Genomic DNA, 23325 nt, shown 5'->3' on the forward strand with positions numbered 1-23325 from the left:
TATCGGGTTTCGTCCCGCTTTTTTACGGGCCGATTTACGGGCCGGCCAGCGGGGCCGCGCCCCGGTGAGCAGGATTCCAAGACGGGCAAGCTCTTACACATCGGAGGACGTTGCATTGAACAAACCGGCGATACTGGCCCTGGAAGATGGAAGCGTGTTCCATGGCACGGCCATCGGTGCCGATGGACTGACCAGCGGTGAGGTGGTGTTCAATACGGCCATGACCGGCTACCAGGAAATCCTGACCGACCCCTCCTATACCCGACAGATCGTGACCCTCACCTATCCGCATATCGGTAATACCGGGGTCAACGCCGAAGACGTCGAGTCCGGCGCCATCGCCGCGGCTGGCCTGGTGATCCGCGACCTCCCCCTGCTGGCCAGCAGCTTCCGCAGCGAGCAGTCGCTTTCCGATTACCTCAAGGGCCAGAACGTGCTGGGCATCGCCGACATCGATACCCGTCGCCTGACCCGTATCCTGCGTGACAAGGGCGCCCAGAACGGCGCGATCCTCGCCGGCGCGGACGCCGAGGGCGAGGACGCCGTGACGCGCGCCCTCGAGGCAGCCAAGGCCTTCCCGGGACTCAAGGGCATGGACCTGGCCAAGGTGGTCTCCTGCCAGTCGCCCTACGCCTGGTCCGAGGGCGAGTGGACCCTGGGCCAGGGTTATGCCGATGCGGCCGGTCCTGATGGAAAGGCCGAGCGTCCCTTTCACGTGGTCGCTTATGACTACGGGGTGAAGCGCAACATCCTGCGCATGCTGGCCTCCCGCGGCTGCCGCCTGACCGTGGTGCCGGCCCAGACCCCGGCCAGCGAGGTCATGGCGCTGAACCCGGACGGCATCTTCCTCTCCAACGGCCCCGGCGACCCGGAGCCCTGCGAATATGCCATCACCGCCATCCGCGAGCTGCTCGAGACCGGGGTGCCGGTGTTCGGCATCTGCCTGGGCCACCAGCTGCTGGCGCTGGCCAGCGGGGCCAGCTCGGTGAAGATGAAGTTCGGCCACCACGGTGCCAACCATCCGGTTCAGGACCTCGATTCCGGCCAGGTGATGATCACCAGCCAGAACCACGGCTTCGCGGCCGAGGAGTCGACCCTGCCCGAGACCCTGCGCGCCACCCACCGCTCACTGTTCGACGGCACCCTGCAGGGCATCGAGCGCACCGATCGGCCGGCCTTCAGCTTCCAGGGCCATCCGGAGGCGAGCCCGGGGCCCCGGGATGTCGCGCCACTGTTCGACCGTTTCGTCACCATGATGAAGGAACGCCGCTAGGCACGAATCGCCCTGCATCAGACCGTCATTCATCGATTAGCCGCGGAAACCGTCATGCCCAAGCGTACCGACATCAAGAGCATCCTGATCATTGGTGCTGGCCCCATCGTCATCGGCCAGGCCTGCGAATTCGACTACTCCGGCGCCCAGGCCTGCAAGGCGCTGCGCGAGGAGGGCTACCGGGTCATCCTGGTCAACTCCAACCCGGCCACCATCATGACCGACCCGGCGATGGCCGATGCCACCTATATCGAGCCGATAACCTGGCAGACGGTGGAGAAGATCATCGAGGCCGAGCGCCCGGACGCGATCCTGCCCACCATGGGGGGCCAGACGGCGCTGAACTGTGCCCTGGACCTCGACAAGCATGGCGTGCTGGAGAAGTATGGCGTGGAGATGATCGGCGCCAACGCCGATGCCATCAACAAGGCCGAGGACCGCGACCTCTTCGACAAGGCCATGAAGAACATCGGCCTGGAATGCCCCAAGGCCAAGGTGGCCCATTCCATGGAAGAGGCCCTGGAGATCCAGGCCGAACTGGGCTTCCCGACCATCATCCGTCCCTCCTACACCATGGGCGGCTCCGGTGGTGGCGTGGCCTACAACAAGGAGGAGTTCGACGAGATCTGCCAGCGTGGCTTCGAGCTCTCGAACAACCATGAGCTGTTGATCGACGAGTCGCTGCTGGGCTGGAAGGAGTACGAGATGGAGGTCGTGCGCGACAAGCACGACAACTGCATCATCGTCTGCGCCATCGAGAACTTCGACCCCATGGGCGTTCACACCGGCGACTCCATCACCGTGGCCCCGGCCCAGACGCTGACCGACAAGGAATACCAGATCATGCGCGACGCCTCCCTGGCGGTGCTGCGCGAGATCGGCGTCGAGACCGGCGGGTCCAACGTGCAGTTCGGCATGGATCCGCAGACCGGCCGGATGGTGGTCATCGAGATGAATCCGCGGGTATCGCGCTCCTCGGCGCTGGCCTCCAAGGCCACCGGCTTCCCGATCGCCAAGATCGCCGCCAAGCTGGCCGTGGGCTACACCCTGGACGAGCTCAACAATGACATCACCGGGGGGCGCACCCCGGCCTCCTTCGAGCCGTCCATCGATTATGTGGTCACCAAGATTCCGCGCTTCACCTTCGAGAAGTTCCCCCAGGCCAACGACCGCCTGACTACCCAGATGAAGTCGGTGGGCGAGGTGATGGCCATCGGCCGTACCTTCCAGGAGTCGCTGCAGAAGGCGCTGCGCGGCCTGGAGACAGGCAACGACGGCCTCGACCCCAAGTTTCCTGAATTCAAGGCCGGCGAGTTCAGCGCCGAAGCCATGGCGCACATCAAGGGCGAGCTGCAGGCCGCCGGTGCCGAGCGGATCTTCTTCGTGGCCGACGCCATGCGCGCCGGAATGAGCCTCGAGGAGGTCTTCGCCCTGACCAACATCGACCGCTGGTTTCTGGTGCAGATCGAGGACCTGGTTCGGGTCGAGGCCGAGGTCGCCCAGCGCTCGCTCTCAGAATTCACGCCACGCGAGCTCTACATGCTCAAGCGCAAGGGCTTCTCTGATGCCCGCCTGGCGAGCCTGCTGGGCGTCGCGGAGAAGGAGTTCCGTCGCACGCGCCAGAAGGCCGGCATCCGTCCCGTCTACAAGCGGGTCGACACCTGCGCCGCGGAGTTCGCCTCCGATACCGCCTACATGTACTCCACCTACGAGGAGGAATGCGAGGCCGAGGTCTCCGACCGCCAGAAGATCATGGTGCTGGGCGGCGGGCCCAATCGTATCGGCCAGGGCATCGAGTTCGACTACTGCTGCGTGCATGCCGCTTTCGCCATGCACGACGACGGCTATGAGACCATCATGGTCAACTGCAACCCGGAGACCGTCTCCACCGACTACGACACCAGTGACCGCCTCTACTTCGAGCCGGTGACCCTGGAGGACGTGCTGGAGATCGCCGACAAGGAGCAGCCGGTCGGGGTGATCGTGCAGTTCGGCGGCCAGACCCCGCTCAAGCTGGCCCGCGAGCTCGAGGCCGCCGGCGTGCCGATCATCGGCACCACCCCGGATGCCATCGACCGGGCCGAGGATCGCGAGCGCTTCCAGCAGATGATCGACAAGCTGGGCCTCAAGCAGCCGCCCAACGCCACCGCGCGCAGCTTCGAGGAGGCCTTCGCCAAGGCCGAGGCGATCGGCTACCCGCTGGTGGTGCGCCCGAGTTATGTGCTCGGCGGCAGGGCCATGGAGATCGTCTACGACGCCTCCGAGCTCGAGAACTACATGACCCACGCAGTCAAGGTCTCCAACGACTCCCCGGTGCTGCTCGACCACTTCCTGAATGCCGCCGTCGAGATCGACATCGATGCGGTCAGCGACGGTGAGCAGGTGGTGATCGGTGGCATCATGCAGCATATCGAGCAGGCCGGCGTGCACTCCGGTGATTCCGCCTGTTCGCTGCCGCCCTATTCGCTGCCCGCCGAGGTGCAGGACGAGATGCGCGAGCAGGTCAAGAAGATGGCCGTGGAGCTCGGCGTCAAGGGCCTGATGAACGTCCAGTTGGCCTGGCAGGACGGCGAGATCTACGTCATCGAGGTCAATCCTCGGGCCTCTCGGACCGTGCCCTTCGTCTCCAAGTGCATCGGTACCTCCCTGGCCCAGGTGGCCGCGCGCTGCATGGCCGGCAAGACCCTGGCCGAGCAGGGCTTTACCCGCGAGATCGTGCCGCACTTCTTCAGCGTCAAGGAGGCGGTCTTCCCGTTCAACAAGTTCCCGGGCGTCGACCCGATCCTCTCGCCCGAGATGAAGTCCACCGGCGAGGTGATGGGCTCGGGCGATACCTTCGCCGAGGCCTTCTACAAGGCGCAGCTGGGGGCAGGAGAGGCGATCCCGCGGCTCGAGGGCGAGCGCAAGGCGTTCCTCTCGGTGCGCGACCCGGACAAGGCGGGAGTTATCGAGGTGGCCCGTTCTCTGGTAACCTTGGGATTCACCCTGTGCGCGACCCGTGGCACGGCGGTGGCACTCGAGGCCGCCGACCTGCCGGTAGAGGTCGTCAGCAAGGTCTATGAAGGCCGTCCGCATATCGTCGATCTGCTCAAGAACGACGAGGTCGCCTATATCGTCAACACCACCGAGGGCCGCCAGGCCATCAACGACTCCTCGGTGATCCGTCGCACTGCACTCGCCCGCAAGGTTCCTTATGCCACGACGCTGGCAGGGGCCAATGCCGTTTGCATGGCGCTCGAGTACGGCAATGCCATTACCGTGCGGCGGTTACAGGAACTGCATGCAGGAGCTACGCAATGAACAAGGTCCCGATGACCGTCGCTGGTGAGCAACGGTTGCGCAAGGAGCTCGAGGAGCTGAAGGGGGAGGCGCGTCCAAGAGTGATTGCTGCCATCGCCGAGGCTCGCGAGCACGGCGACCTGAAGGAGAATGCCGAGTACCACGCGGCCCGCGAGCAGCAGGGCTTCATCGAGGGGCGCATCCAGGAGATCGAGGGCAAGCTCTCAAACGCCCAGGTGATCGACGTGGCCAAGCTGCCCCGGACCGGCAAGGTGATCTTCGGGGTCACCGTGGGCCTGATCAACCTGGAGACCGACGAGGAGGTGGCCTATCGGATCGTCGGCGAGGATGAGGCCAACATCAAGGAGGGTCGTATCTCGGTCACCTCACCCATCGCCCGTGCCTTGATCGGCAAGGAAGAGGGCGAGGTGGTGTTGGTGAAGACCCCGGGCGGTGAGGTCGAATACGAGATCGCCAGCGTCGAGCATCTCTAAGCGCCAAGCGCCAAGCCGCCCGGTGACGGGCGGCGGCCGCAGCCAGACAAGAAGAAACCCCGCAGAGCAGCATCCGCGGGGTTTCTCTTTGTCACCGTGCCCTATCCTTGGCCGTGTCAGAACCGCCCGTGGTGATTCTCGAAGCGCTGGATGTTGGAGAGCTTCGGGTTGACCCTTGGATTGTGGCGGTAAAGCAGGGCCATCTTGCCGATCTTCTGCACCAGCTCGGCATCGCTCGCCGCCACCAGCTCGTCGAGCATGGCGGCACGATCGTCGCGGTCGGGCAGGGCGAGCTTGACCTTGACCAGCTCATGGTCGCGCAGTGCCCGGTCGAGTTCAGCCAGCACGCCCTCGGAGGCGCCGTTTTCGGAGACGGCGACCACGGGGTCGAGATGGTGGCCGATGCTGCGGAATGCTTTCTTTTGTGCCTGTGACAAGCTCATGGTATCTTGCTTCTTCCCGGTTGGCGCGCAGCGCACATGGTACGGTGAATTGCCGCGCGGCGAAAGCTCGTCGCCTTGTCGGCGTGCTTCATCCACCGGCCGGGTCCGCAGGTCAGCACCCCGTCGCACCTCCACCGGGTCTTTCACCGGTTCTTTCCGGAATCCGCTCGACTGCCTGTCATTCATGGTCATTCACAGGTGATGCCGTGGCACGTTCCCATGCTCCCCGCGCCAAGGGCGCCGCCGGCAAGGCGCCGGCCAGCAAGGCTTCTGCCAGCAAGACCAGCAAGACCAGCAAGGGCTGGCTGAAGGAGCACTTCGACGACCAGTTCGTGCAGCAGCGCTGGCAGGACGGCTACCGCAGCCGGGCCAGCTACAAGCTGCTGGCGCTGGACGAGAAGGACCGTCTCCTGCGTCCCGGCATGACCGTGATCGACCTGGGAGCCGCCCCCGGTGGCTGGAGCCAGGTGGCCGCCGAGAAGGTCGGGTCGGGTGGCGTGGTGATCGCCTCGGACATCCTCGAGATGGATGCCCTGGCGGATGTCGACTTCATCCAGGGCGATTTCACCGAGGAGAGCGTGCTCGAGTCGATCCTCGATACCCTCGGCGATCGTCCCGTGGACCTTGTGATGTCGGACATGGCCCCCAATATGAGTGGTATGGCGGCCATCGACCAGCCCCAGGCCATGTACCTGGTGGAACTGGCGCTGGACCTGGCGCGCCAGACGCTGTCTCCCGGCGGCACCTTCCTGGCCAAGGTCTTCCAGGGTGAGGGGTTCGACGAGTTCCTCAAGGAGCTGCGCGGTAGCTTCAAGCGGGTAGTGACTCGCAAGCCGGAGGCCTCCCGGGCACGCTCCCGTGAGGTCTACCTCCTGGCAGAAGGGTTTCGCGGCTGAGGCGTGGCCTCTGCTGCAGCATCAGGGGCCGCCGCGATAGGCGGAGCCTAACGGGCCGATTGCCGGACAGGGTGCCGTGACTGTGTCACAGTGGCGGCGATTTCCCGCTCTGGCCTTAGGCTGGCTGAACATGTGCCGCTCATGTAGTGTCGAAGGACCAGGCATTTTCGGCCGACAGATTCTTGCAATGAGGGTAGTCCCTTGAATGATATGGCGAAGAACCTGATTCTGTGGTTGGTCATCGCGGCGGTGCTGCTGACGGTGTTCAACAACTTCAGCGTCGACAACGCACCGCAGGCGATGAACTATTCCCAGTTCGTCCAGCAGGTGCAGAACCAGCAGGTCCGCAGCGTGACCATTGATGGCTATACCATCTCCGGTGAGCGCACGGATGGCTCCCCGTTCAGGACTATCCGTCCGGCGGCGGAGGATCCCAAGCTGATGGATGACCTGCTGGCCAACGATGTCACGGTGGTGGGCAAGGAGCCCGAGCAGCAGAGCCTGTGGATGCGCCTGCTGATCGCCAGCTTCCCGATCCTGCTGATCCTGGCGATCTTCATGTTCTTCATGCGTCAGATGCAGGGGGGCGGCGCCGGAAAGGGCGGGCCCATGAGCTTCGGCAAGTCCAAGGCCAAGCTGCTCTCCCAGGACCAGATCAAGACCACCTTCGCCGATGTCGCCGGCTGCGACGAGGCAAAGGAGGAGGTCGAGGAACTGGTCGACTTCCTGCGTGACCCGACCAAGTTCCAGCGCCTGGGCGGTACCATTCCGCGCGGCGTGTTGATGGTGGGGCCGCCCGGTACCGGCAAGACGCTGCTCGCCAAGTCCATCGCCGGCGAGGCCAAGGTGCCGTTCTTCTCGATCTCCGGTTCCGACTTCGTCGAGATGTTCGTCGGCGTGGGCGCCTCTCGCGTGCGTGACATGTTCGAGCAGGCCAAGAAGCAATCGCCCTGCATCATCTTCATCGACGAGATCGATGCCGTGGGCCGCTCGCGCGGCGCCGGCATGGGTGGTGGCAACGACGAACGCGAGCAGACGCTGAACCAGTTGCTGGTGGAGATGGACGGTTTCGAGGCCAACGAGGGCATCATCGTCATCGCCGCCACCAACCGTCCGGACGTTCTCGACCCGGCACTCATGCGTCCGGGCCGCTTCGACCGCCAGGTAGTGGTGCCGCTGCCCGACATCCGCGGCCGTGAGCACATCCTCAATGTGCACCTGCGCAAGGTGCCGCTGGCCGATGACGTCAAGCCATCGCTAATCGCCCGTGGCACACCGGGCTTCTCCGGCGCCGACCTGGCCAACCTGGTCAACGAAGCCGCCCTGTTCGCCGCGCGTCGCAACAAGCGTCTGGTAAGCATGGAAGAGCTGGAGCTTGCCAAGGACAAGATCATGATGGGCGCAGAGCGCAAGTCCATGGTCATGACCGACAGGGAGAAGCTCAATACGGCTTACCACGAGTCGGGCCATGCCATCATCGGGCTGGTGTTGCCGGAGCATGACCCGGTCTACAAGGTCACCATCATCCCGCGGGGTCGTGCCCTCGGCGTGACCATGTTCCTCCCCGAGGAGGATCGTTACAGCCTTTCCCGTCGACAGCTGATTGGCCAGATTTGCTCACTGTTCGGTGGCCGTATCGCCGAGGAAATGACCCTGGGGCCGGATGGTGTGACCACCGGGGCTTCCAATGACATCAAGCGTGCCACCGAGCTTGCTCATAACATGGTCGCCAAGTGGGGGCTCTCCGAGGAGATGGGGCCGATCATGTACGACGAGGACGAGTCCCACCAGTTCCTCGGTGGCCCCGGCCAGGGTGGCAAGCTCAAGTCCGGCGAGACCACCTCCAGGCTCGACAAGGAGGTGCGCAAGATCATCGACGGCTGCTACGAGCAGGCCCAGCAGATCCTCGAGGAGAACCGCGACAAGCTGGATGCCATGGCCGAGGCGCTGATGAAGTACGAGACCATCGACTCCACTCAGCTCAAGGACATCATGGAAGGTCGCGACCCGCGTCCCCCGGAGGGCTGGGATGACCCGAGCAGCGGCGCCCCCACCGGCGGCGAGCCTCGCGCCGAGGCCGGCTCGGCCTCCCCGGAGTCGAGTGACGATGCCGAGGATGATGACACTCCCTCGCGTCGCCCCTCCGACCCGCTGGGTGGCCCGGCCGGCAGCTGAAGTGGCCCGGCAGCAAATCTCAGGCGCCCTGCGGGGCGCCTTTGCCGTTCGCGACCAACAGGAAGATGATGGATACCAGTACAGCGACGCATCTGCAGTGTGGCCGGCACCGCCTCGACCTCTCCTTTCCCCGCATCATGGGGATCCTCAACGTCACCCCCGATTCCTTCTCCGATGGCGGGCGCCATGCGGTACCCGATGACGCGCTGCGCCATGCCGAGCGCATGCTGGCCGAGGGGGCCGCAATCATCGACGTGGGTGGCGAGTCCACGCGTCCCGGCGCCGAGCCGGTCGCGGTCCAGCAGGAGCTGGATCGGGTGGTGCCGGTGGTGGAATCGCTGGTGCGTGAGTTCGATGCACTGGTCTCTGTGGATACCAGTACGCCCGAGGTGATGCAGGCGACGGCGCAGGCCGGTGCGGGCATGATCAACGATGTGCGAAACCTGCGCCGCGAGGGTGCCCTGTCGGCGGCGATCGCCAGCGGCCTGCCGGTGTGCCTGATGCACATGCTTGGTGAGCCGGGCGACATGCAGGAGGACCCCCATTTCGACCGGCCGGTGGAGGAGGCCGTGACCGACTTTCTGGCGGAGCGGGTGGCGGCCTGCGAAGCCGCCGGGCTGCGTCGCGAGCGGATGCTGCTCGACCCCGGCTTCGGATTCGCCAAGTCGGTGGAGCACAACCTGCGGCTGCTCAAGCACATGGATCACCTGGCGCGGCTCGGGCTGCCACTGCTGGTGGGCATGTCGCGCAAGAGCATGATCGGCAAGGTGCTCGGCCGCCCGGTGGAGGAACGCCTCTCCGGTGGCCTGGCGCTCTCCGCCCTGGCGGTGGAGCGTGGCGCACGTATTCTGCGCGTTCACGACGTGGGGCCCCACGTGGACGCGGTGAACATGACCTGGGCCGTATTAGAGGAAGGCTGCTCGAATGACTAGACGCTATTTCGGCACCGACGGCATCCGCGGCACCGTGGGGGAGCCCCCCATCACCGCCGACTTCATGCTCAAGCTGGGCTGGGCCACCGGTCGCGTGCTGACGCGCGAGAAGGGGCGGCCCCGGGTGATGATCGGAAAGGACACGCGGATCTCCGGCTACATGTTCGAGTCGGCGCTCGAGTCGGGGCTCTCCGCCGCCGGGGTCGACGTGATGCTGCTGGGGCCCATGCCCACGCCGGCCATCGCCTACCTGACCCGCACCTTCCGCGCCGATGCGGGCATCGTCATCTCGGCTTCCCACAACCCTTTCCAGGACAACGGCATCAAGTTCTTTTCAGCCGCCGGGACCAAGCTTGCCGATGAGGTCGAGGCGAGCATCGAGGCGGCGCTGGAGGAGAGTCTGGCCACCGTGGGTCCGTCTCGTCTGGGCAAGGCGGTGCGGGTCGACGATGCCCCCGGCCGCTATATCGAGTTCTGCAAGTCGACCATTCCCGACCGGGTCAGCCTGCATGGACTGAAGATGGTGGTCGACTGCGCCCATGGCGCCACCTACCACATCGCGCCCAGCGTGTTTCGGGAGCTGGGTGCCGATGTCAGCCTGATTGGCGCCGCCCCCGACGGTCTCAACATCAATCATGAGGTGGGCTCGACCCATCCTGCCGCCCTGTGCGCGGCGGTGATCGAGCAGGGCGCTGACCTCGGTGTGGCCTTCGACGGCGACGGCGACAGGGTCCTGCTGGTGGATGCCGATGGTCGTGAGATCGATGGCGACGACATCCTCTACCTGATCGCCCGCGATCGTCATGCCCGTGGCGATCTGGGCGGTGGTGTGGTGGGCACTCTGATGTCCAATTTCGGGCTCGCGGCCGCCATGGAGGCGCTCGACATCCCCTTCGAGCGCGCCAGGGTAGGCGACCGTTACGTCATGGAGCGCATGGCGGCCAATGGCTGGCAACTGGGCGGCGAGTCATCCGGGCATATCGTCTGCGGACATGTGCAGACGACGGGTGACGGTATCGTCTCGGCGCTCCAGGTGCTGGCGATCATGATTCGCGAGCAGAAATCGCTTGGACGCCTGCTCGCCGGCCTGGAGAAGGCTCCACAGGCGCTGGTCAATGTGCGTCTGACGCCCGGCAGCGATGCCAAGGCGCTGCTGGAGCAGTCGACGCTCAAGGAGACGGTGAGCGCCCTGGAGGGGGAGCTCGGCGACCAGGGACGGGTGCTGTTGCGGGCCTCGGGCACCGAGCCGCTGATTCGGGTGATGGTCGAGGGGAGGGCCCATCTGGACGTCGATGGCCTGGCGAGGCGACTGGCCGGTGACGTCGAGGCGCTGCTCGGTTGATCGAATGGCGTTTGCAGTCTTGACTCTGGTTGTCTTGACTGAGCCCCTCCTATACCATTTCGCACCACCTTGAAAGAGGAAGCCTGATGCGCATGCCGCTGATCGCTGGAAACTGGAAGATGAACGGCTCCCTGGCCCTGGTCGAGGAGTTCGGTCGGGCCTTCACCGATGTCTCCTTGCCCGTGAACGTCGAGGTGGCGGTGATGGTGCCCTTCCCCTTCCTGGAATCAGCGGGACGAGCGCTTGGCGAGACCGCCGTGACGGTGGGCGCGCAGACGCTCAGCGATCAGCCCTCCGGCGCCTTCACCGGCGAGGTCAGCGCGACCATGCTGAGAGAGTGCGGTGCCCGCCTGGTGCTGGTCGGCCATTCCGAGCGGCGTTCACTGTTCGGTGAGGACGACGCGGCGGTGCTGTCACGCGTCAAGGCGGCGCTCCTCGAGGGGCTCACGCCGGTACTCTGCGTCGGCGAGACCCTCGAGGAGCGCGAGGCCCAGCGGACCGAAGCGGTGGTGCTGGGTCAGCTCGAGGCGGTGTTCGACGCCCTCGACGAGGGGCAGCGATCTCGCCTGGTCGTTGCCTATGAGCCCGTCTGGGCGATCGGTACCGGCCGCACGGCGACGCCCGATCAGGCCCAGTCCGTGCATGCGGCCGTCCGTGGTCGCCTGACGCGTTATGATGAGGCGCTCGCCGCGGGCATGCGCCTCCTCTACGGCGGCAGCATGAAGGCGGATAATGCCGCCGAACTGCTCGCCCAACCCGATATCGACGGCGGCCTGGTGGGCGGAGCCTCGCTCAAGGTCGACGATTTCCTAGCCATTTGTCAGTCAGCAGGTTGAATCCATGCAAGTTGCCATTCTCATGACCCATGTGGCGATCGCCATCGCCCTGGTCGTCCTGATCCTGCTGCAGCAGGGCAAGGGCGCCGAAGCCGGTGCCGCCTTCGGTGGCGGTGCCTCCCAGACCGTGTTCGGCTCGCGGGGCAGCGGCAGCTTCCTGGCGAAGTTCACCGGGCTGCTCGCCGCGGCCTTCTTCGCAACGTCTCTGGCCCTGGCGTACTTCGCGTCCCAGGCCGGAGACGCGCCGGAAGCCGGCATCCCCGATGCCGAGATGATCGAGCAGCAGAATGCCGTGCCTAGCCTTGACGGTGCCGGTAGTGGTGTGGATAATACGTCGCCAGCGCTGGAGGAAAGCGGCGACTGAAGTCGTCATCCAGCCTCCCCGTTGCCGAAGTGGTGGAATTGGTAGACACGCTATCTTGAGGGGGTAGTGACCTTATGGTCGTGCGGGTTCAAGTCCCGCCTTCGGCACCATCTCGAAGCAGGCGATGCAAGGTTCGCGCCTTCGAGGCAGGATTGGCAGTATGCGGTGTTGCCGCTTGACGAAGATGTCATGTGGGCTTACAATCACCGGCCTAGATTGATGCGGGGTGGAGCAGTCTGGTAGCTCGTCGGGCTCATAACCCGAAGGTCATCGGTTCAAATCCGGTCCCCGCTACCATCTTCCTGGCGGGCATGCGCAAGACTCAGGGGCATGTCAGAGGGCAGGAATGGTATACAGGTTTCTTGTGAAAGCCCCTTCCTGTGAAGGGGCTTTTTGTTAGCAGCTTGCCAGCCGGAGATGCCGGTGAGCTGTTCGAGCAACGCCAATCAGCCACCTGACTCTTCTCTCAACTCCCGGCCAGGTGCCTGATGCAACGGCTGTAGGAGCTTTCTTCCGTGGCAATCAAGGATGCTGCGCTGCATGCGCTGATCGAACCGGTGGCCTCGGCCATGGGGTTCGAGCTATGGGGCATCGATCATCTGTCCCAGGGCAAACATTCCCGCCTGGTGATCTATATCGATCATGAGGACGGGGTGAGCGTGGACGATTGCGCCGACGTCAGTCGTCAGGTCAGCGCGGTGCTCGATGTCGAGGACCCGGTGCCGGGAGAGTATCGGCTGGAAGTCTCCTCGCCGGGGATGGACCGACCGCTGTTCACCCTCGAGCAGTTCGAGCGCTACGCCGGACATGTGGTGAGCGTGAAGCTGCGTGTGCCCTTCGACGGCCGGCGCAAGTTTCAGGGTCTGCTGGCCGGGATCGAGAATGACGAGGTGCTGCTGCAGGTCGACGGCGAGGAATATTGCTTTCCCATCGAGGGCATCGATCAGGCGCGGGTCGTCCCGCAGTTCACGTGATGAGCTTGGTGTATAAGGACAGGTTCACTGGCGAGGCTAAGTCATGAGTAAAGAAATTCTGGCGGTCGTCGATACGATCTCCAACGAGAAGGGGGTCTCCCGCAAGGTGATCTTCGAGGCCGTCGAGGCGGCCCTGGCCAGTGCATCGCGCAAGCGCTTCGATGATGTGGAAGCCAGCGTGCGCGTGCACATCGATCGCAACACAGGCGACTACGAGACCTTCCGTCGCTGGGAGGTGGTCGAGGACGACGACTTCGACGGGCCCGATGCCCAGATCAAGCTCTCCTTCGCCGAGCGACGTGACCCGCCCCTGGGGCTGGGTGATGTCGTCGAGGAGCGTATCGAGAACGCGGCCTTCGGCCGCATCGCCGCCCAGACCGCCAAGCAGGTCATCGTGCAGAAGGTGCGTGAGGCCGAGCGGGCCGAGGTGGTGCGTCAGTACTCTGAGCGCGAGGGCGAACTGGTCGCCGGCATCGTCAAGAAAACCACGCGAGACGGGCTGATCATCGACCTGGGCGAGAATGCCGAGGCCTTCCTGCCGCGCAGCGAGATGATCCCGGGCGAGCGCTACCGCATGAACGAGCGGGTCCGCGCACTGCTGGTCAAGGTCGATCCCGAGGCCCGCGGCGCGCAGCTGATCCTCTCGCGCACCTGCCCGGAGCTGATCATCGAGCTGTTCAGCATCGAGGTGCCGGAGATCGCCGAGGAACTCATCGAGATCAAGGGCGCGGCTCGTGACCCGGGCTCCAGGGCCAAGATCGCGGTCAAGACCAACGACCGCCGCATCGACCCGGTAGGTGCCTGTGTCGGCATGCGTGGTTCGCGTGTGCAGGCCGTCTCCTCGGAGCTGCAGAACGAGCGCGTGGACATCGTGCTCTGGGACGACAACCCGGCCCAGCTGGTGATCAATGCCATGGCGCCGGCCGACGTCGCCTCGATCCTCGTCGACGAAGAGTCCCACGCCATGGATGTGGCCGTCGCCGAGGACAACCTGGCCCAGGCCATCGGCCGTAGCGGCCAGAACGTGCGTCTGGCGTCCGAACTCACCGGATGGCGTCTCAACGTCATGACCGAGGACGAGGCCGATGCCAAGCGCGACCAGGAGATCGACAGCCTCGTCGATCATTTCATCCAGCACCTGGATATCGACGAGGACGTGGCGCGCCTGCTGGTGGAAGAAGGCTTCACCTCCCTGGAGGAGGTCGCCTATGTGCCGGTCGAGGAGATGTTGGAGATCGAGGAGTTCGACGAGGATACCATCGAGGAACTGCGCGCTCGCGCCAAGGATGAACTGCTGAACCTCGCCATTGCCTCCGAGGAGGAACTCGACGGCGCCCAGCCGGCCGACGACCTGCTGGAGGTGGACGGTATGGATCGCCACCTGGCCTTTATTCTGGCCAGTCGAGGCATTATCACCATGGAGGACCTGGCCGAGCAGTCCGTCGATGATCTGATTGACATCGAGGGAATCGACGAGGAGCGCGCCGCGGCACTGATCATGACTGCCCGTGCGCCATGGTTCGAGAACGAACAGTAAACGGGTCACGGGCTGAGGAGGGTCGTAATGTCAGAAATGACCGTTAAGGATTTTGCAGCGAAGGTGGGGCGCGACGTGCCTCGTCTGCTGGAGCAGATGAAGGAAGCAGGACTCGGCCAGAAGGCCGAGAATGATGCCGTGTCCGAGGAGGACAAGCGTCAGCTGCTCGACTATCTCACCAAGAGCCACGGCGGCAGCGGCGGTGCCGGGGCGAAGAATCGCATCACCCTGACTCGCAAGACGCGCAGCCGTATCAATACCGGAGAGCGCGGCAAGAGCATCGAGGTGCAGGTTCGCAAGAAGCGTACCTACGTCAAGCGTGCCGATGAGGAAGCCGCCAAGAGCGAGCCCGAGGCCGATGCCGGTCCGCGCCAGCTGGTCGGCGACATGGCCGATTCCCAGCAGGCTGAGGCCGCCAAGGATGCGCGCGAGGCCGAGGAGGCCAAGACGCTTGCCGCCGAGGAGTCCGCGCGAGAGGCTGCGGCCAAGCTCGAGGCCGAGAAGGCCGTCAGCGAGCCCGAGATTCCGGTGCCGGAGCTCGACACCACTCCGTCCACGGAGGAGCCGCCGGCACCGCCGAAGGAGGGTCGTCCCGAGCCGCGTCGCGCCGCGGTCAAGAAGGCTACCACCAAGGCCGGCGCCGGCAAGAAGGGCCGTGGCGAGCGTGACGATGATGATCGTGGTGATCGCGAGGAGCGTCGCCGGGGCGGCAAGAAGGCCAAGCGCGCCGAGCGTCGTGGTGGCCGCCGCGGTGGCGGTGCCCAGGGCGGCGGCAAGCATGGCTTCCAGAAGCCGACCCAGCCGATCGTCCGCGAGGTCTCCATCCCCGAGTCGATCAGCGTCGCCGATCTGGCCGACAAGATGTCGATCAAGGCGAACGAGGTCATCAAGGCCATGTTCACCATGGGCGCGGCGGTGACCATCAACCAGACCATCGATCAGGACACCGCGGCCATCGTGGTCGAGGAGATGGGCCACAAGCCCAAGCTGGTCAAGGACGATGCGCTGGAGACCGAGGTCCTCGAGGGCATCTCCTACGAAGGCGAGGAGATCACTCGTTCACCGGTGGTCACGGTGATGGGACACGTCGACCACGGCAAGACCTCGCTGCTCGACTACATCCGCAAGGCCAAGGTGGCCACCGGTGAGGCTGGCGGTATCACCCAGCACATCGGTGCCTACCACGTGGAAGATGACCACGGTGGCGTGACCTTCCTGGACACCCCGGGCCACGCGGCGTTCACCGCCATGCGTGCCCGCGGTGCCAAGGCCACCGACGTGGTCGTGCTGGTGGTGGCCGCCGATGACGGCGTCATGCCCCAGACCATCGAGGCCATCGAGCACTCGAAGGCCGCCGAGGTGCCGATGGTGGTCGCGGTCAACAAGATCGACAAGGCGGGTGCGGATCCGGACCGGGTCAAGAACGAGCTGTCCCAGCACGGCGTCATCTCCGAGGAGTGGGGTGGCGACACCCAGTTCGTGCACGTCTCCGCGCATACCGGGGAGGGCATCGAGGCGCTGCTGGAGTCGATCCAGCTGGTCTCCGAGGTGCTCGAGCTGAAGGCCGTACCCGAGGCGCCCGGCAAGGGCGTGGTGGTCGAGTCTCGCCTGGACAAGGGCCGCGGCCCCGTGGCCACCGTGCTGGTCCAGAACGGCACCCTGAAGAAGGGTGATACCGTGCTCGCCGGGCTGCACTATGGCCGCGTGCGTGCCTTGACCAACGAGCTGGGCAAGCAGGTCGACGAGGCCGGACCGTCCACACCGGTGGAGATTCAGGGCCTGGACGGCACTCCCGAGGCCGGTGACGACTTCATGGTGCTGGCCGACGAGAAGAAGGCCCGCGAGGTCGCCAACTTCCGTCAGGGCAAGTATCGCGAGGTGCGCCTGGCGCGCCAGCAGAAGGCCAAGCTGGAGAACATGTTCAGCCAGATGGGCCAGGATGTTGCCGCCAAGCTCAATATCGTGCTCAAGGCCGACGTCCAGGGCTCCCTGGAGGCGATCAAGGGTGCGCTGGAAGAGCTCTCCACCAGCGAGGTCGAGGTGGCCGTGGTCTCTTCCGCCGTGGGTGGCATCACCGGCACCGACGCCAACCTGGCGCTGGCCAGTGACGCCATCGTGGTCGGCTTCAACGTGCGTGCCGATGCCGCCGCTCGCGAGATCATCGAGCGTGAGGGCCTGGACCTGCGCTACTACAGCGTCATCTACCAGCTGATCGACGAGGTCAAGCAGGCCATGAGCGGCATGCTGGCACCGGAGTGGAAGGAAGAGATCGTCGGCGTGGCCGAGGTCCGTGACGTCTTCCGGGCACCGAAGATCGGCGCCGTGGCCGGCTGCATGGTGGTCGAGGGCAATGTTCATCGCAACAAGAAGATCCGCGTGCTTCGCGACAACGTGGTGATCTACGAGGGCGAACTCGAGTCCCTGCGTCGCTTCAAGGACGACGTCCAGGAAGTGCGCAACGGCATGGAATGCGGCATCGGCGTGAAGAACTACAACGATGTCCAGGTCGGCGACAAGATCGAGGTCTTCGATCAGGTCAAGGTCGAGCGGACGCTCTAAGGTCCCGAGGAGTCGACCATGCGGGAATTCAAGCGTACCGACCGGGTAGCCGACCAGCTCCAGAAGGAGCTGGCGGTACTCATCCAGCGTGAGGTCAAGGACCCGCGGCTGGGCATGGTCACCGTCAGCGGCGTCGAGGTCAGTCGTGACCTCGGCTACGCCGATGTTCACGTGACCCTGCTGGGGGAGCAGACGCCCGAGCGCATCAGGGAGAATCTGGCGGTGCTCAAGCGGGCCGCCGGTTTCCTGCGCAGCCAGATCGCCCGGCGGATCAAGTTGCGTCACGTGCCGGAGCTGCGTTTCCACTACGACGAGAGCGTGGTTCGCGGCCAGCGGCTGTCGTCGCTGATCGACGAGGCCGTCGCCAGCGACCGCGACCTGCATGATGAGGCGACGGACGACGATGTCTCGGGTGGTGACGCCCTCGATGGTTCTGTGGATGGTTCTTTAGACAGGGACGAGCGCGACTGATGGCAAGGCGACGTCGCGGACTGCCGGTAAACGGCGTGCTGCTGCTGGACAAGCCTGCGGGCCTGTCCAGCAACCATGCCCTGCAGCGGGTGCGGCGCCTGTTCCAGGCCCAGAAGGCCGGCCACACCGGGACACTCGATCCCATGGCCACCGGCCTGCTGCCGGTCTGCTTCGGCGAGGCGACCAAGTTCTCTGCCCACCTGCTGGAGGCCGACAAGGTCTACCGCACTCGGGTAGAGCTCGGGGTGGTCACCGATACCGGCGATGCCGAGGGCACTGTGATCGAGCGCCATGCCGTGCCGCGGCTGACCGAGGCTGACGTCGAGGGTGTGCTGGCGCGCTTTCGCGGCGAGATCGACCAGGTGCCGCCGATGTACTCGGCCCTCAAGCACCACGGGCGCAAGCTCTACGAGCTCGCTCGGGAAGGCAAGTCGATCGAGCGTGCAGCCCGTCGCGTGACGGTGTATGATGCTCGGCTTCTCGCCTGCGAGGAAGAAGCCTTCGAGCTTGAGGTGCGCGTCAGCAAGGGCACCTACATCCGCACGCTTGCCGAGGACATCGGCCGCGCCCTGGGGTGTGGGGCCCATATCAGCGCACTGCGACGGCTGGCGACCGGTCCCTTCGACGCCGAGGGGATGCTCGATCTCGATTCGCTCGAGGCCCTGGCCGAGCAGGCCGAGCGCGAGGCAACGCTGTTGCCCGTGGACGTGCTGGTCGATCACCTGCCGCGACTGGACGTCGATCTCGTGGCGGCCGGGCGCCTGACCCACGGCCAGGCGGCCCGGGTCGAAGCCGGAGTGGGAGCCGAGGGCGAGACGACAAGACTCTATCGTGGCGAGGCCTTCCTGGGTCTCGGCACGGTGACGGGGCCACAGGAAGTGGCGCCGATGCGGCTGCTGAGCACCGCGGCCGAATGAAGGAAAGAAGCTCGAGACTGCAAATATGCGTGGTCTCACACATTCATTACCCAGGCATATTGCTTACTGGAGAGACAGATGGCACTGACCGCTGAACAGAAGTCCGAGATCGTCACTGAATTCGGACGTGGCGACAACGACACCGGTTCCCCCGAGGTTCAGGTGGCCCTGCTGAGCGCCAACATCGATGGCCTGCAGGATCACTTCAAGACCAACAAGCAGGATCACCACTCCCGTCGTGGCCTGATCCGCATGGTCAACCAGCGCCGCAAGCTGCTGGACTACCTGAAGCGCAAGGATCTGGAGCGCTATCAGGCGCTGATCCAGCGTCTGGGTCTGCGTCGCTAAGCGACATGACCCAAGCGGTAGAGAAACGGGCAGCCGGAAGGCTGCCCGTTTTGCGTATATGTCTCGTTAATACACTGACTCGGGGGCTGATCCCGGAACAGGCCCCGACGTGTCGGGACCATCAGGGAGGCGCCATGAATCCTTGCCTGGGCGACACCTCGGTCCTGCTTCGCTCTCGCGTCCTGCTCCGCTTGCAGGTCCGGTGCTGGCCATCCTTGGCCAGCCCGTTAGGGGCAGTGCTCCTCACCCCTGGGACTCGGACCTGCTCTTCGGCCTGTCCCCGTCGCCCCCTTTGCGCGGCGTGTTCGGAAATGACGTCATCCGGTGGCCCCGACGGGCGTCAACCCCTAAAATGGTCGCCGAGTGGAAACGACCCAAACACAGAAAAGTAACGTTGAAGGAAGTCGCCGTGAATCCGGTCAAGAAGACATTTCAGTTCGGTCGCAGCACCGTCACCCTGGAAACCGGGCGCATCGCCCGTCAGGCCACTGGTGCCGTGATGGTCACCATGGATGACACTGTGGTGCTGTGCACCGTGGTGGCAAGGAAGGAGGCCAACCCCGCCCAGCCTTTCTTCCCGCTCTCCGTCCACTATCAGGAGAAGACCTACGCGGTCGGCAAGATTCCCGGCGGCTTCTTCAAGCGCGAGGGGCGTCCCACCGAGAAGGAGACTCTCACCTCGCGGCTGATCGATCGCCCGATCCGTCCGCTCTTTCCCAAGGGTTTCATGAACGAGGTCCAGGTGGTCTGCTCGGTGCTCTCCACCGACCGCAATCATGACCCGGACATCGCGGCCATGCTCGGTACCTCCGCCGCCCTGGCGATTTCCGGCGTGCCCTTCAACGGCCCGATCGGCGCCGCGCGTGTGGGCTTCACCGAGGACAACGGCTACTTCCTCAACCCCACCGTGGAAGAACTGGGTGACTCCGAGCTCAACATGGTGGTCGCGGGGACAGAAAAGGCGGTACTGATGGTCGAGTCCGAGGCCAAGGAACTGCTCGAGGACGAGATGCTGGGTGCCGTTCTCTTCGCCCACCAGGAGATGCAGGTGGCTATCCAGGCCATCAACGAGCTGACCGCCGAGGCCGGCAAGCCTAGGTGGGACTGGCAGCTGCCTGCCGAGAACGTCGCCCTCAAGGGCGCCATGGCCGAGGCCTTCGAGGCCAAGGTCGGGGAAGCCTATCGCGTCACCGACAAGATGGCCCGCCAGGACACCCTTTCCGCTCTCAAGGACGAGGCGGTCGAGCTACTCGCCGGCGAGGCAGAGGGCAAGTTCGATGCCGACGAGGTGAAGGGCGCCTTCGCCGCCCTCGAGAAGCGCGTGGTGCGTTCGCGCGTGGTAAAGGGTGAGCCTCGCATCGACGGCCGCGATCACAAGACCGTGCGTCCGCTCTCCATCGAGGTTGGCAGCCTGCCCAAGAGCCATGGCTCGGCGATATTCACTCGGGGCGAGACCCAGGCCATCGTGGTGGCGACCCTGGGTACCCTGCGCGACTCCCAACTGATCGAGTCGCTGGAGGGCGAGCGCAAGGACCGCTTCCTGCTGCACTACAACTTCCCCCCCTACAGCGTAGGCGAGGCTGGCTTCATGGGTGGGCCCAAGCGCCGCGAGATCGGCCACGGCCGCCTGGCGCGCCGTGGCGTGCAGGCCATGCTGCCCGACGACGCCGACTTCCCCTACACCATCCGCGTGGTGTCCGAGATCACCGAGTCCAACGGTTCGAGTTCCATGGCGTCAGTGTGTGGCTCGTCACTCGCACTGATGGATGCCGGTGTGCCGATGAAGGCGCCGGTGGCCGGCATCGCCATGGGCCTGGTCAAGGATGACGACGGTTTCGCCGTGCTCACCGACATCCTCGGCGACGAGGACCACCTGGGCGACATGGACTTCAAGGTGGCCGGCTCGGCCTCCGGCGTCACCGCTCTGCAGATGGACATCAAGATCGAGGGCATCAACGAGGAGATCATGGAGATCGCCCTGCAGCAGGCCTATGATGCCCGCCAGCAGATTCTCGAGCAGATGAACAACGTGATCGCCGAGAGCCGCGCCGAGGTCTCCGAGAATGCTCCCTCGATGGCGACCATCAAGATCGATCCGGAGAAGATCCGCGACGTCATCGGCAAGGGCGGCGCCACCATTCGCAAGATCTGCGAGGATACCGGCGCTTCCATCGACCTGGACGATGATGGCACCGTGCGCATCTATGCCGAGGACAAGTCGGCGGCGAAGTCGGCCATCGACACGGTGCTCGCGATCACCGCCGAGGCCGAGATCGGCAAGCTCTATCGCGGCAAGGTGGTTCGCATTGCCGATTTCGGCGCCTTCGTCAACATCATGCCGGGCACCGATGGCCTGGTGCACATCTCCCAGATCGTGCCGGAGCGGGTCAACGACGTGCGTGACTTCCTCAACGAGGGTGACGAGCCCATTGTCAAGGTGCTCGACATCGACAATCGCAACCGGGTGAAGCTCACCATCAAGGAGATGACCCCGGAAGAGAAGGCCGCCTTCGAGGCCGAGGAAGCCGCCGAACCGCAGCTGTAGGTGCCCGGCGCCTGGCAACCAGCTACAAGGCGCAAGGCAAAAACCGCCGCCAGGTTAACCCTGGCGGCGGTTTTCTTTGGAAGGGAAAACGTGGGAGGGAAAAAGCGTGCCCCGGGAATCGATCCCGGGGCACGTTCTCCTGCTTGGCGCTTGGCGCTTGGCGCTTGGCGCTTGGCGCTTGGCTTAGCGCTCGATGGCCAGGGCGACACCCTGCCCACCGCCGATGCACAGGGTCGCCAGGCCCTTCTTGGCATCGCGGGCGATCATCTCGTGCACCAGGGTCACCAGGATGCGGCAGCCGGAAGCGCCGATCGGGTGGCCGATGGCGATGGCGCCGCCATTGACGTTGATCTTGGAGGCGTCCCAGCCGAGTTCCTTGTTGACCGCCAGGGCCTGGGCGGCGAAGGCTTCGTTGGCCTCGACGAGATCGAGGTCGTCCAGGCTCCAGCCGGCCTTCTCGAGGCAGCGACGGGTCGCCGGGGCCGGACCGATGCCCATGATCGCGGGGTCGACGCCGGCGTTGGAGTAAGCCTTTATGCGCGCCAGCGGCTCCAGCCCCAGGGCCTTGGCCTTCTCGGCAGAGCAGAGCATGACCACGGCGGCGCCATCGTTGATGGAGGAGGCGTTGCCGGCGGTCACGGTGCCGTCCTTCTTGAAGGCCGGGCGCATGCCGGAAAGCTTCTCGGCGGTCACGTCACGCGGACCCTCGTCGGTGTCGAAGACCACCGGGTCGCCCTTGCGCTGTGGAATCTCGACGGGGACGATCTGCCCCTTGAACTTGCCGTCCCTGATGGCGGCGGCAGCCTTCTGCTGGGAAGCGGCGGCGAACTCGTCCATCGCCTCGCGGGTGATGCTGTACTTCTCGGCGAGATTCTCGGCAGTGATGCCCATGTGGTAGCCGTTGAAGGCGTCCCACAGGCCATCGTGGACCATGGTGTCGATGGCCTTCCAGTCGCCCATGCGCTGGCCGGTACGTGAGTTGGGCAGCACGTGCGGCGACAGCGACATGTTCTCCTGCCCCCCGGCCAGGATCAGCTCGGCGTCACCGCAGCGAATCGCCTGGGTCGCCAGATGCAGGGCCTTGAGGCCGGAGCCGCAGACCTTGTTGATGGTCATGGCGGGAACCCCGTCCGGCAGGCCGGCCTTGATGCTCGCCTGGCGTGCGGCGTTCTGGCCAACCCCCGCGGTGAGAACCTGGCCGAGCAGGACCTCGTCGACCTGATCGCCGGCGACGCCGGTGGAGGACATGATGTCCTTGATGACATGGGCACCCAGGTCGCTGGCGGGGATGCCGGCGAGGGAGCCGCCGAAGGTGCCAACGGCGGTACGGCGTGCGGCAACGATCACCACGTCTTGCATGCGGGATACTCCTGAAGAATAGGTAACGGGCTTGTTGCGGCAGTGTCTGGAGTCGGTAACGTCCCAGGCAGAGCCTGTTCCATCAGCATAGGGGAGTCTTGTGCGTCGCGGCAATGCTTCCATGGCCGTAGGTACGGTCGAGGAGGCAGGGGCACCCCGCGGCGGGGTGCCCGGCGAGGCTCAGGCCAGCTGCACGGGGATGGCATTGCTGGTGTGGCTGACGACATTGCCTTCCTGGAGGTAGACCAGGGACGGCTGATGGCGGTCGAGTTCCGCGTCGCTGTAGTGGGCATAGCTGCATATGATCACCCGCTGGCCTTCGCTGGCGAGGTGGGCGGCCGCCCCGTTCACCGAGATGACCCTAGAGCCTTCCTCGGCGCGGATGGCGTAGGTGGTGAAGCGCTGTCCGTTCTCGACGTTGTAGATCTGGATCTGTTCGTTCTCGCGGATGCCGGACATGTCCAGCAACTCGCCGTCGATGGCGCAGGAGCCTTCATAGTTGAGTACGGCATGAGTGACGCGGGCCATGTGCAGCTTGGCCTTCAGCATGATGGTCTGCATGGGACAAGGGTTCCTCTGTT

General features: G+C 65.0%; 19 protein-coding genes and 2 tRNA genes. 18 read left to right on the plus strand and 3 right to left on the minus strand.

Going from position 1 to position 23325, the window contains the following annotated elements; all coding sequences use genetic code 11:
* The first annotated feature begins 115 nt into the window (after positions 1 to 115).
* The 3 genes from carA to greA are packed head-to-tail and all read left to right on the plus strand — an operon-like array spanning position 116 to position 5046.
* Positions 116 to 1273, plus strand: coding sequence for a glutamine-hydrolyzing carbamoyl-phosphate synthase small subunit (gene carA / locus ABE960_RS10945; protein ID WP_349762303.1), 1158 nt, complete (start codon positions 116 to 118; stop codon positions 1271 to 1273).
* A gap of 54 nt (positions 1274 to 1327) precedes the next feature.
* The gene (gene carB / locus ABE960_RS10950; protein ID WP_349762304.1) at positions 1328 to 4573 is read left to right on the plus strand and encodes a carbamoyl-phosphate synthase large subunit; all 3246 of its coding nucleotides are present in this window, start codon (positions 1328 to 1330) and stop codon (positions 4571 to 4573) included.
* Entirely contained in the window at positions 4570 to 5046 is a 477-nt protein-coding gene (greA, locus tag ABE960_RS10955) for a transcription elongation factor GreA (protein WP_349762305.1), read from the plus strand. Before carB ends, greA begins: the two co-directional genes overlap by 4 nt.
* A gap of 116 nt (positions 5047 to 5162) precedes the next feature.
* Here the strand turns inward: greA and yhbY are convergent, their stop codons facing one another.
* Positions 5163 to 5489, minus strand: coding sequence for a ribosome assembly RNA-binding protein YhbY (gene yhbY, locus ABE960_RS10960; protein ID WP_349762306.1), 327 nt, complete (start codon positions 5487 to 5489; stop codon positions 5163 to 5165).
* 206 nt (positions 5490 to 5695) lie between these two features.
* Here yhbY and rlmE point away from each other — a divergent pair, with 206 nt between their 5' ends.
* The 15 genes from rlmE to pnp all read left to right on the plus strand — a co-directional run bounded on the left by rlmE (position 5696) and on the right by pnp (position 21385).
* On the plus strand, positions 5696 to 6385 hold the full coding sequence (gene rlmE, locus ABE960_RS10965; protein WP_349762307.1) for a 23S rRNA (uridine(2552)-2'-O)-methyltransferase RlmE: 690 nt from the start codon (positions 5696 to 5698) through the stop codon (positions 6383 to 6385).
* Between the two features lie 201 nt (positions 6386 to 6586).
* The gene (gene ftsH / locus ABE960_RS10970) at positions 6587 to 8560 is read left to right on the plus strand and encodes an ATP-dependent zinc metalloprotease FtsH (protein WP_349762308.1); all 1974 of its coding nucleotides are present in this window, start codon (positions 6587 to 6589) and stop codon (positions 8558 to 8560) included.
* A gap of 68 nt (positions 8561 to 8628) precedes the next feature.
* Positions 8629 to 9492 carry a dihydropteroate synthase gene (gene folP, locus ABE960_RS10975; protein ID WP_432765364.1) on the plus strand — a complete coding sequence of 288 codons (864 nt, stop codon included), beginning with the start codon at positions 8629 to 8631 and terminating at the stop codon, positions 9490 to 9492.
* The gene (gene glmM / locus ABE960_RS10980; protein ID WP_349762309.1) at positions 9485 to 10834 is read left to right on the plus strand and encodes a phosphoglucosamine mutase; all 1350 of its coding nucleotides are present in this window, start codon (positions 9485 to 9487) and stop codon (positions 10832 to 10834) included. Before folP ends, glmM begins: the two co-directional genes overlap by 8 nt.
* Positions 10835 to 10920: 86 nt before the next feature.
* Positions 10921 to 11670, plus strand: a complete 750-nt coding sequence (gene tpiA, locus ABE960_RS10985) for a triose-phosphate isomerase (protein ID WP_349762310.1) — start codon at positions 10921 to 10923, stop codon at positions 11668 to 11670.
* 4 nt (positions 11671 to 11674) lie between these two features.
* Positions 11675 to 12034, plus strand: a complete 360-nt coding sequence (gene secG, locus ABE960_RS10990; protein WP_349762311.1) for a preprotein translocase subunit SecG — start codon at positions 11675 to 11677, stop codon at positions 12032 to 12034.
* Between the two features lie 23 nt (positions 12035 to 12057).
* Positions 12058 to 12144, plus strand: a tRNA-Leu gene (locus ABE960_RS10995).
* A 110-nt stretch (positions 12145 to 12254) separates the two neighbouring features.
* A tRNA-Met gene (locus tag ABE960_RS11000) sits at positions 12255 to 12331 on the plus strand.
* 218 nt (positions 12332 to 12549) lie between these two features.
* Positions 12550 to 13008 carry a ribosome maturation factor RimP gene (gene rimP, locus ABE960_RS11005; RefSeq protein ID WP_349762312.1) on the plus strand — a complete coding sequence of 153 codons (459 nt, stop codon included), beginning with the start codon at positions 12550 to 12552 and terminating at the stop codon, positions 13006 to 13008.
* Between the two features lie 43 nt (positions 13009 to 13051).
* Positions 13052 to 14545, plus strand: a complete 1494-nt coding sequence (nusA, locus tag ABE960_RS11010) for a transcription termination factor NusA (protein WP_349762313.1) — start codon at positions 13052 to 13054, stop codon at positions 14543 to 14545.
* Positions 14546 to 14572: 27 nt separating this feature from the next.
* Positions 14573 to 17104, plus strand: a complete 2532-nt coding sequence (gene infB, locus ABE960_RS11015; protein WP_349762314.1) for a translation initiation factor IF-2 — start codon at positions 14573 to 14575, stop codon at positions 17102 to 17104.
* An 18-nt stretch (positions 17105 to 17122) separates the two neighbouring features.
* Positions 17123 to 17575 carry a 30S ribosome-binding factor RbfA gene (rbfA, locus tag ABE960_RS11020; protein ID WP_349762315.1) on the plus strand — a complete coding sequence of 151 codons (453 nt, stop codon included), beginning with the start codon at positions 17123 to 17125 and terminating at the stop codon, positions 17573 to 17575.
* Complete coding sequence (gene truB / locus ABE960_RS11025) at positions 17575 to 18492, plus strand: tRNA pseudouridine(55) synthase TruB (protein ID WP_349762316.1); 918 nt, start codon at positions 17575 to 17577, stop codon at positions 18490 to 18492. The genes rbfA and truB overlap by 1 nt, the downstream gene beginning before the upstream one ends.
* A gap of 78 nt (positions 18493 to 18570) precedes the next feature.
* Complete coding sequence (gene rpsO / locus ABE960_RS11030) at positions 18571 to 18840, plus strand: 30S ribosomal protein S15 (protein WP_349762317.1); 270 nt, start codon at positions 18571 to 18573, stop codon at positions 18838 to 18840.
* Positions 18841 to 19249: 409 nt separating this feature from the next.
* On the plus strand, positions 19250 to 21385 hold the full coding sequence (pnp, locus tag ABE960_RS11035) for a polyribonucleotide nucleotidyltransferase (protein WP_349762318.1): 2136 nt from the start codon (positions 19250 to 19252) through the stop codon (positions 21383 to 21385).
* A gap of 183 nt (positions 21386 to 21568) precedes the next feature.
* Here pnp and ABE960_RS11040 read toward each other — a convergent pair whose 3' ends face one another.
* A complete protein-coding gene (locus ABE960_RS11040; protein ID WP_349762319.1) occupies positions 21569 to 22744 on the minus strand; it encodes an acetyl-CoA C-acetyltransferase in 1176 nt (391 codons plus the stop codon).
* 180 nt (positions 22745 to 22924) lie between these two features.
* Entirely contained in the window at positions 22925 to 23305 is a 381-nt protein-coding gene (gene panD / locus ABE960_RS11045) for an aspartate 1-decarboxylase (protein ID WP_349762320.1), read from the minus strand.
* Positions 23306 to 23325 lie beyond the last annotated feature (20 nt).

Source organism: Halomonas aquatica (genome assembly GCF_040196335.1).
Taxonomy (GTDB): Bacteria; Pseudomonadota; Gammaproteobacteria; order Pseudomonadales; family Halomonadaceae; genus Halomonas; species Halomonas aquatica.

Coding starts and splice junctions, on each gene's coding strand:
- carB (WP_349762304.1), top strand. CDS start 1,328: ATGCCCAAGCGTACCGACATCAAGAGCATCCTGATCATTGGTGCTGGC.
- greA (WP_349762305.1), top strand. CDS start 4,570: ATGAACAAGGTCCCGATGACCGTCGCTGGTGAGCAACGGTTGCGCAAG.
- yhbY (WP_349762306.1), bottom strand. CDS start 5,489: ATGAGCTTGTCACAGGCACAAAAGAAAGCATTCCGCAGCATCGGCCAC.
- folP (WP_432765364.1), top strand. CDS start 8,629: ATGGATACCAGTACAGCGACGCATCTGCAGTGTGGCCGGCACCGCCTC.
- glmM (WP_349762309.1), top strand. CDS start 9,485: ATGACTAGACGCTATTTCGGCACCGACGGCATCCGCGGCACCGTGGGG.
- tpiA (WP_349762310.1), top strand. CDS start 10,921: ATGCGCATGCCGCTGATCGCTGGAAACTGGAAGATGAACGGCTCCCTG.
- secG (WP_349762311.1), top strand. CDS start 11,675: ATGCAAGTTGCCATTCTCATGACCCATGTGGCGATCGCCATCGCCCTG.
- nusA (WP_349762313.1), top strand. CDS start 13,052: ATGAGTAAAGAAATTCTGGCGGTCGTCGATACGATCTCCAACGAGAAG.
- infB (WP_349762314.1), top strand. CDS start 14,573: ATGTCAGAAATGACCGTTAAGGATTTTGCAGCGAAGGTGGGGCGCGAC.
- rbfA (WP_349762315.1), top strand. CDS start 17,123: ATGCGGGAATTCAAGCGTACCGACCGGGTAGCCGACCAGCTCCAGAAG.
- truB (WP_349762316.1), top strand. CDS start 17,575: ATGGCAAGGCGACGTCGCGGACTGCCGGTAAACGGCGTGCTGCTGCTG.
- rpsO (WP_349762317.1), top strand. CDS start 18,571: ATGGCACTGACCGCTGAACAGAAGTCCGAGATCGTCACTGAATTCGGA.
- ABE960_RS11040 (WP_349762319.1), bottom strand. CDS start 22,744: ATGCAAGACGTGGTGATCGTTGCCGCACGCCGTACCGCCGTTGGCACC.
- panD (WP_349762320.1), bottom strand. CDS start 23,305: ATGCAGACCATCATGCTGAAGGCCAAGCTGCACATGGCCCGCGTCACT.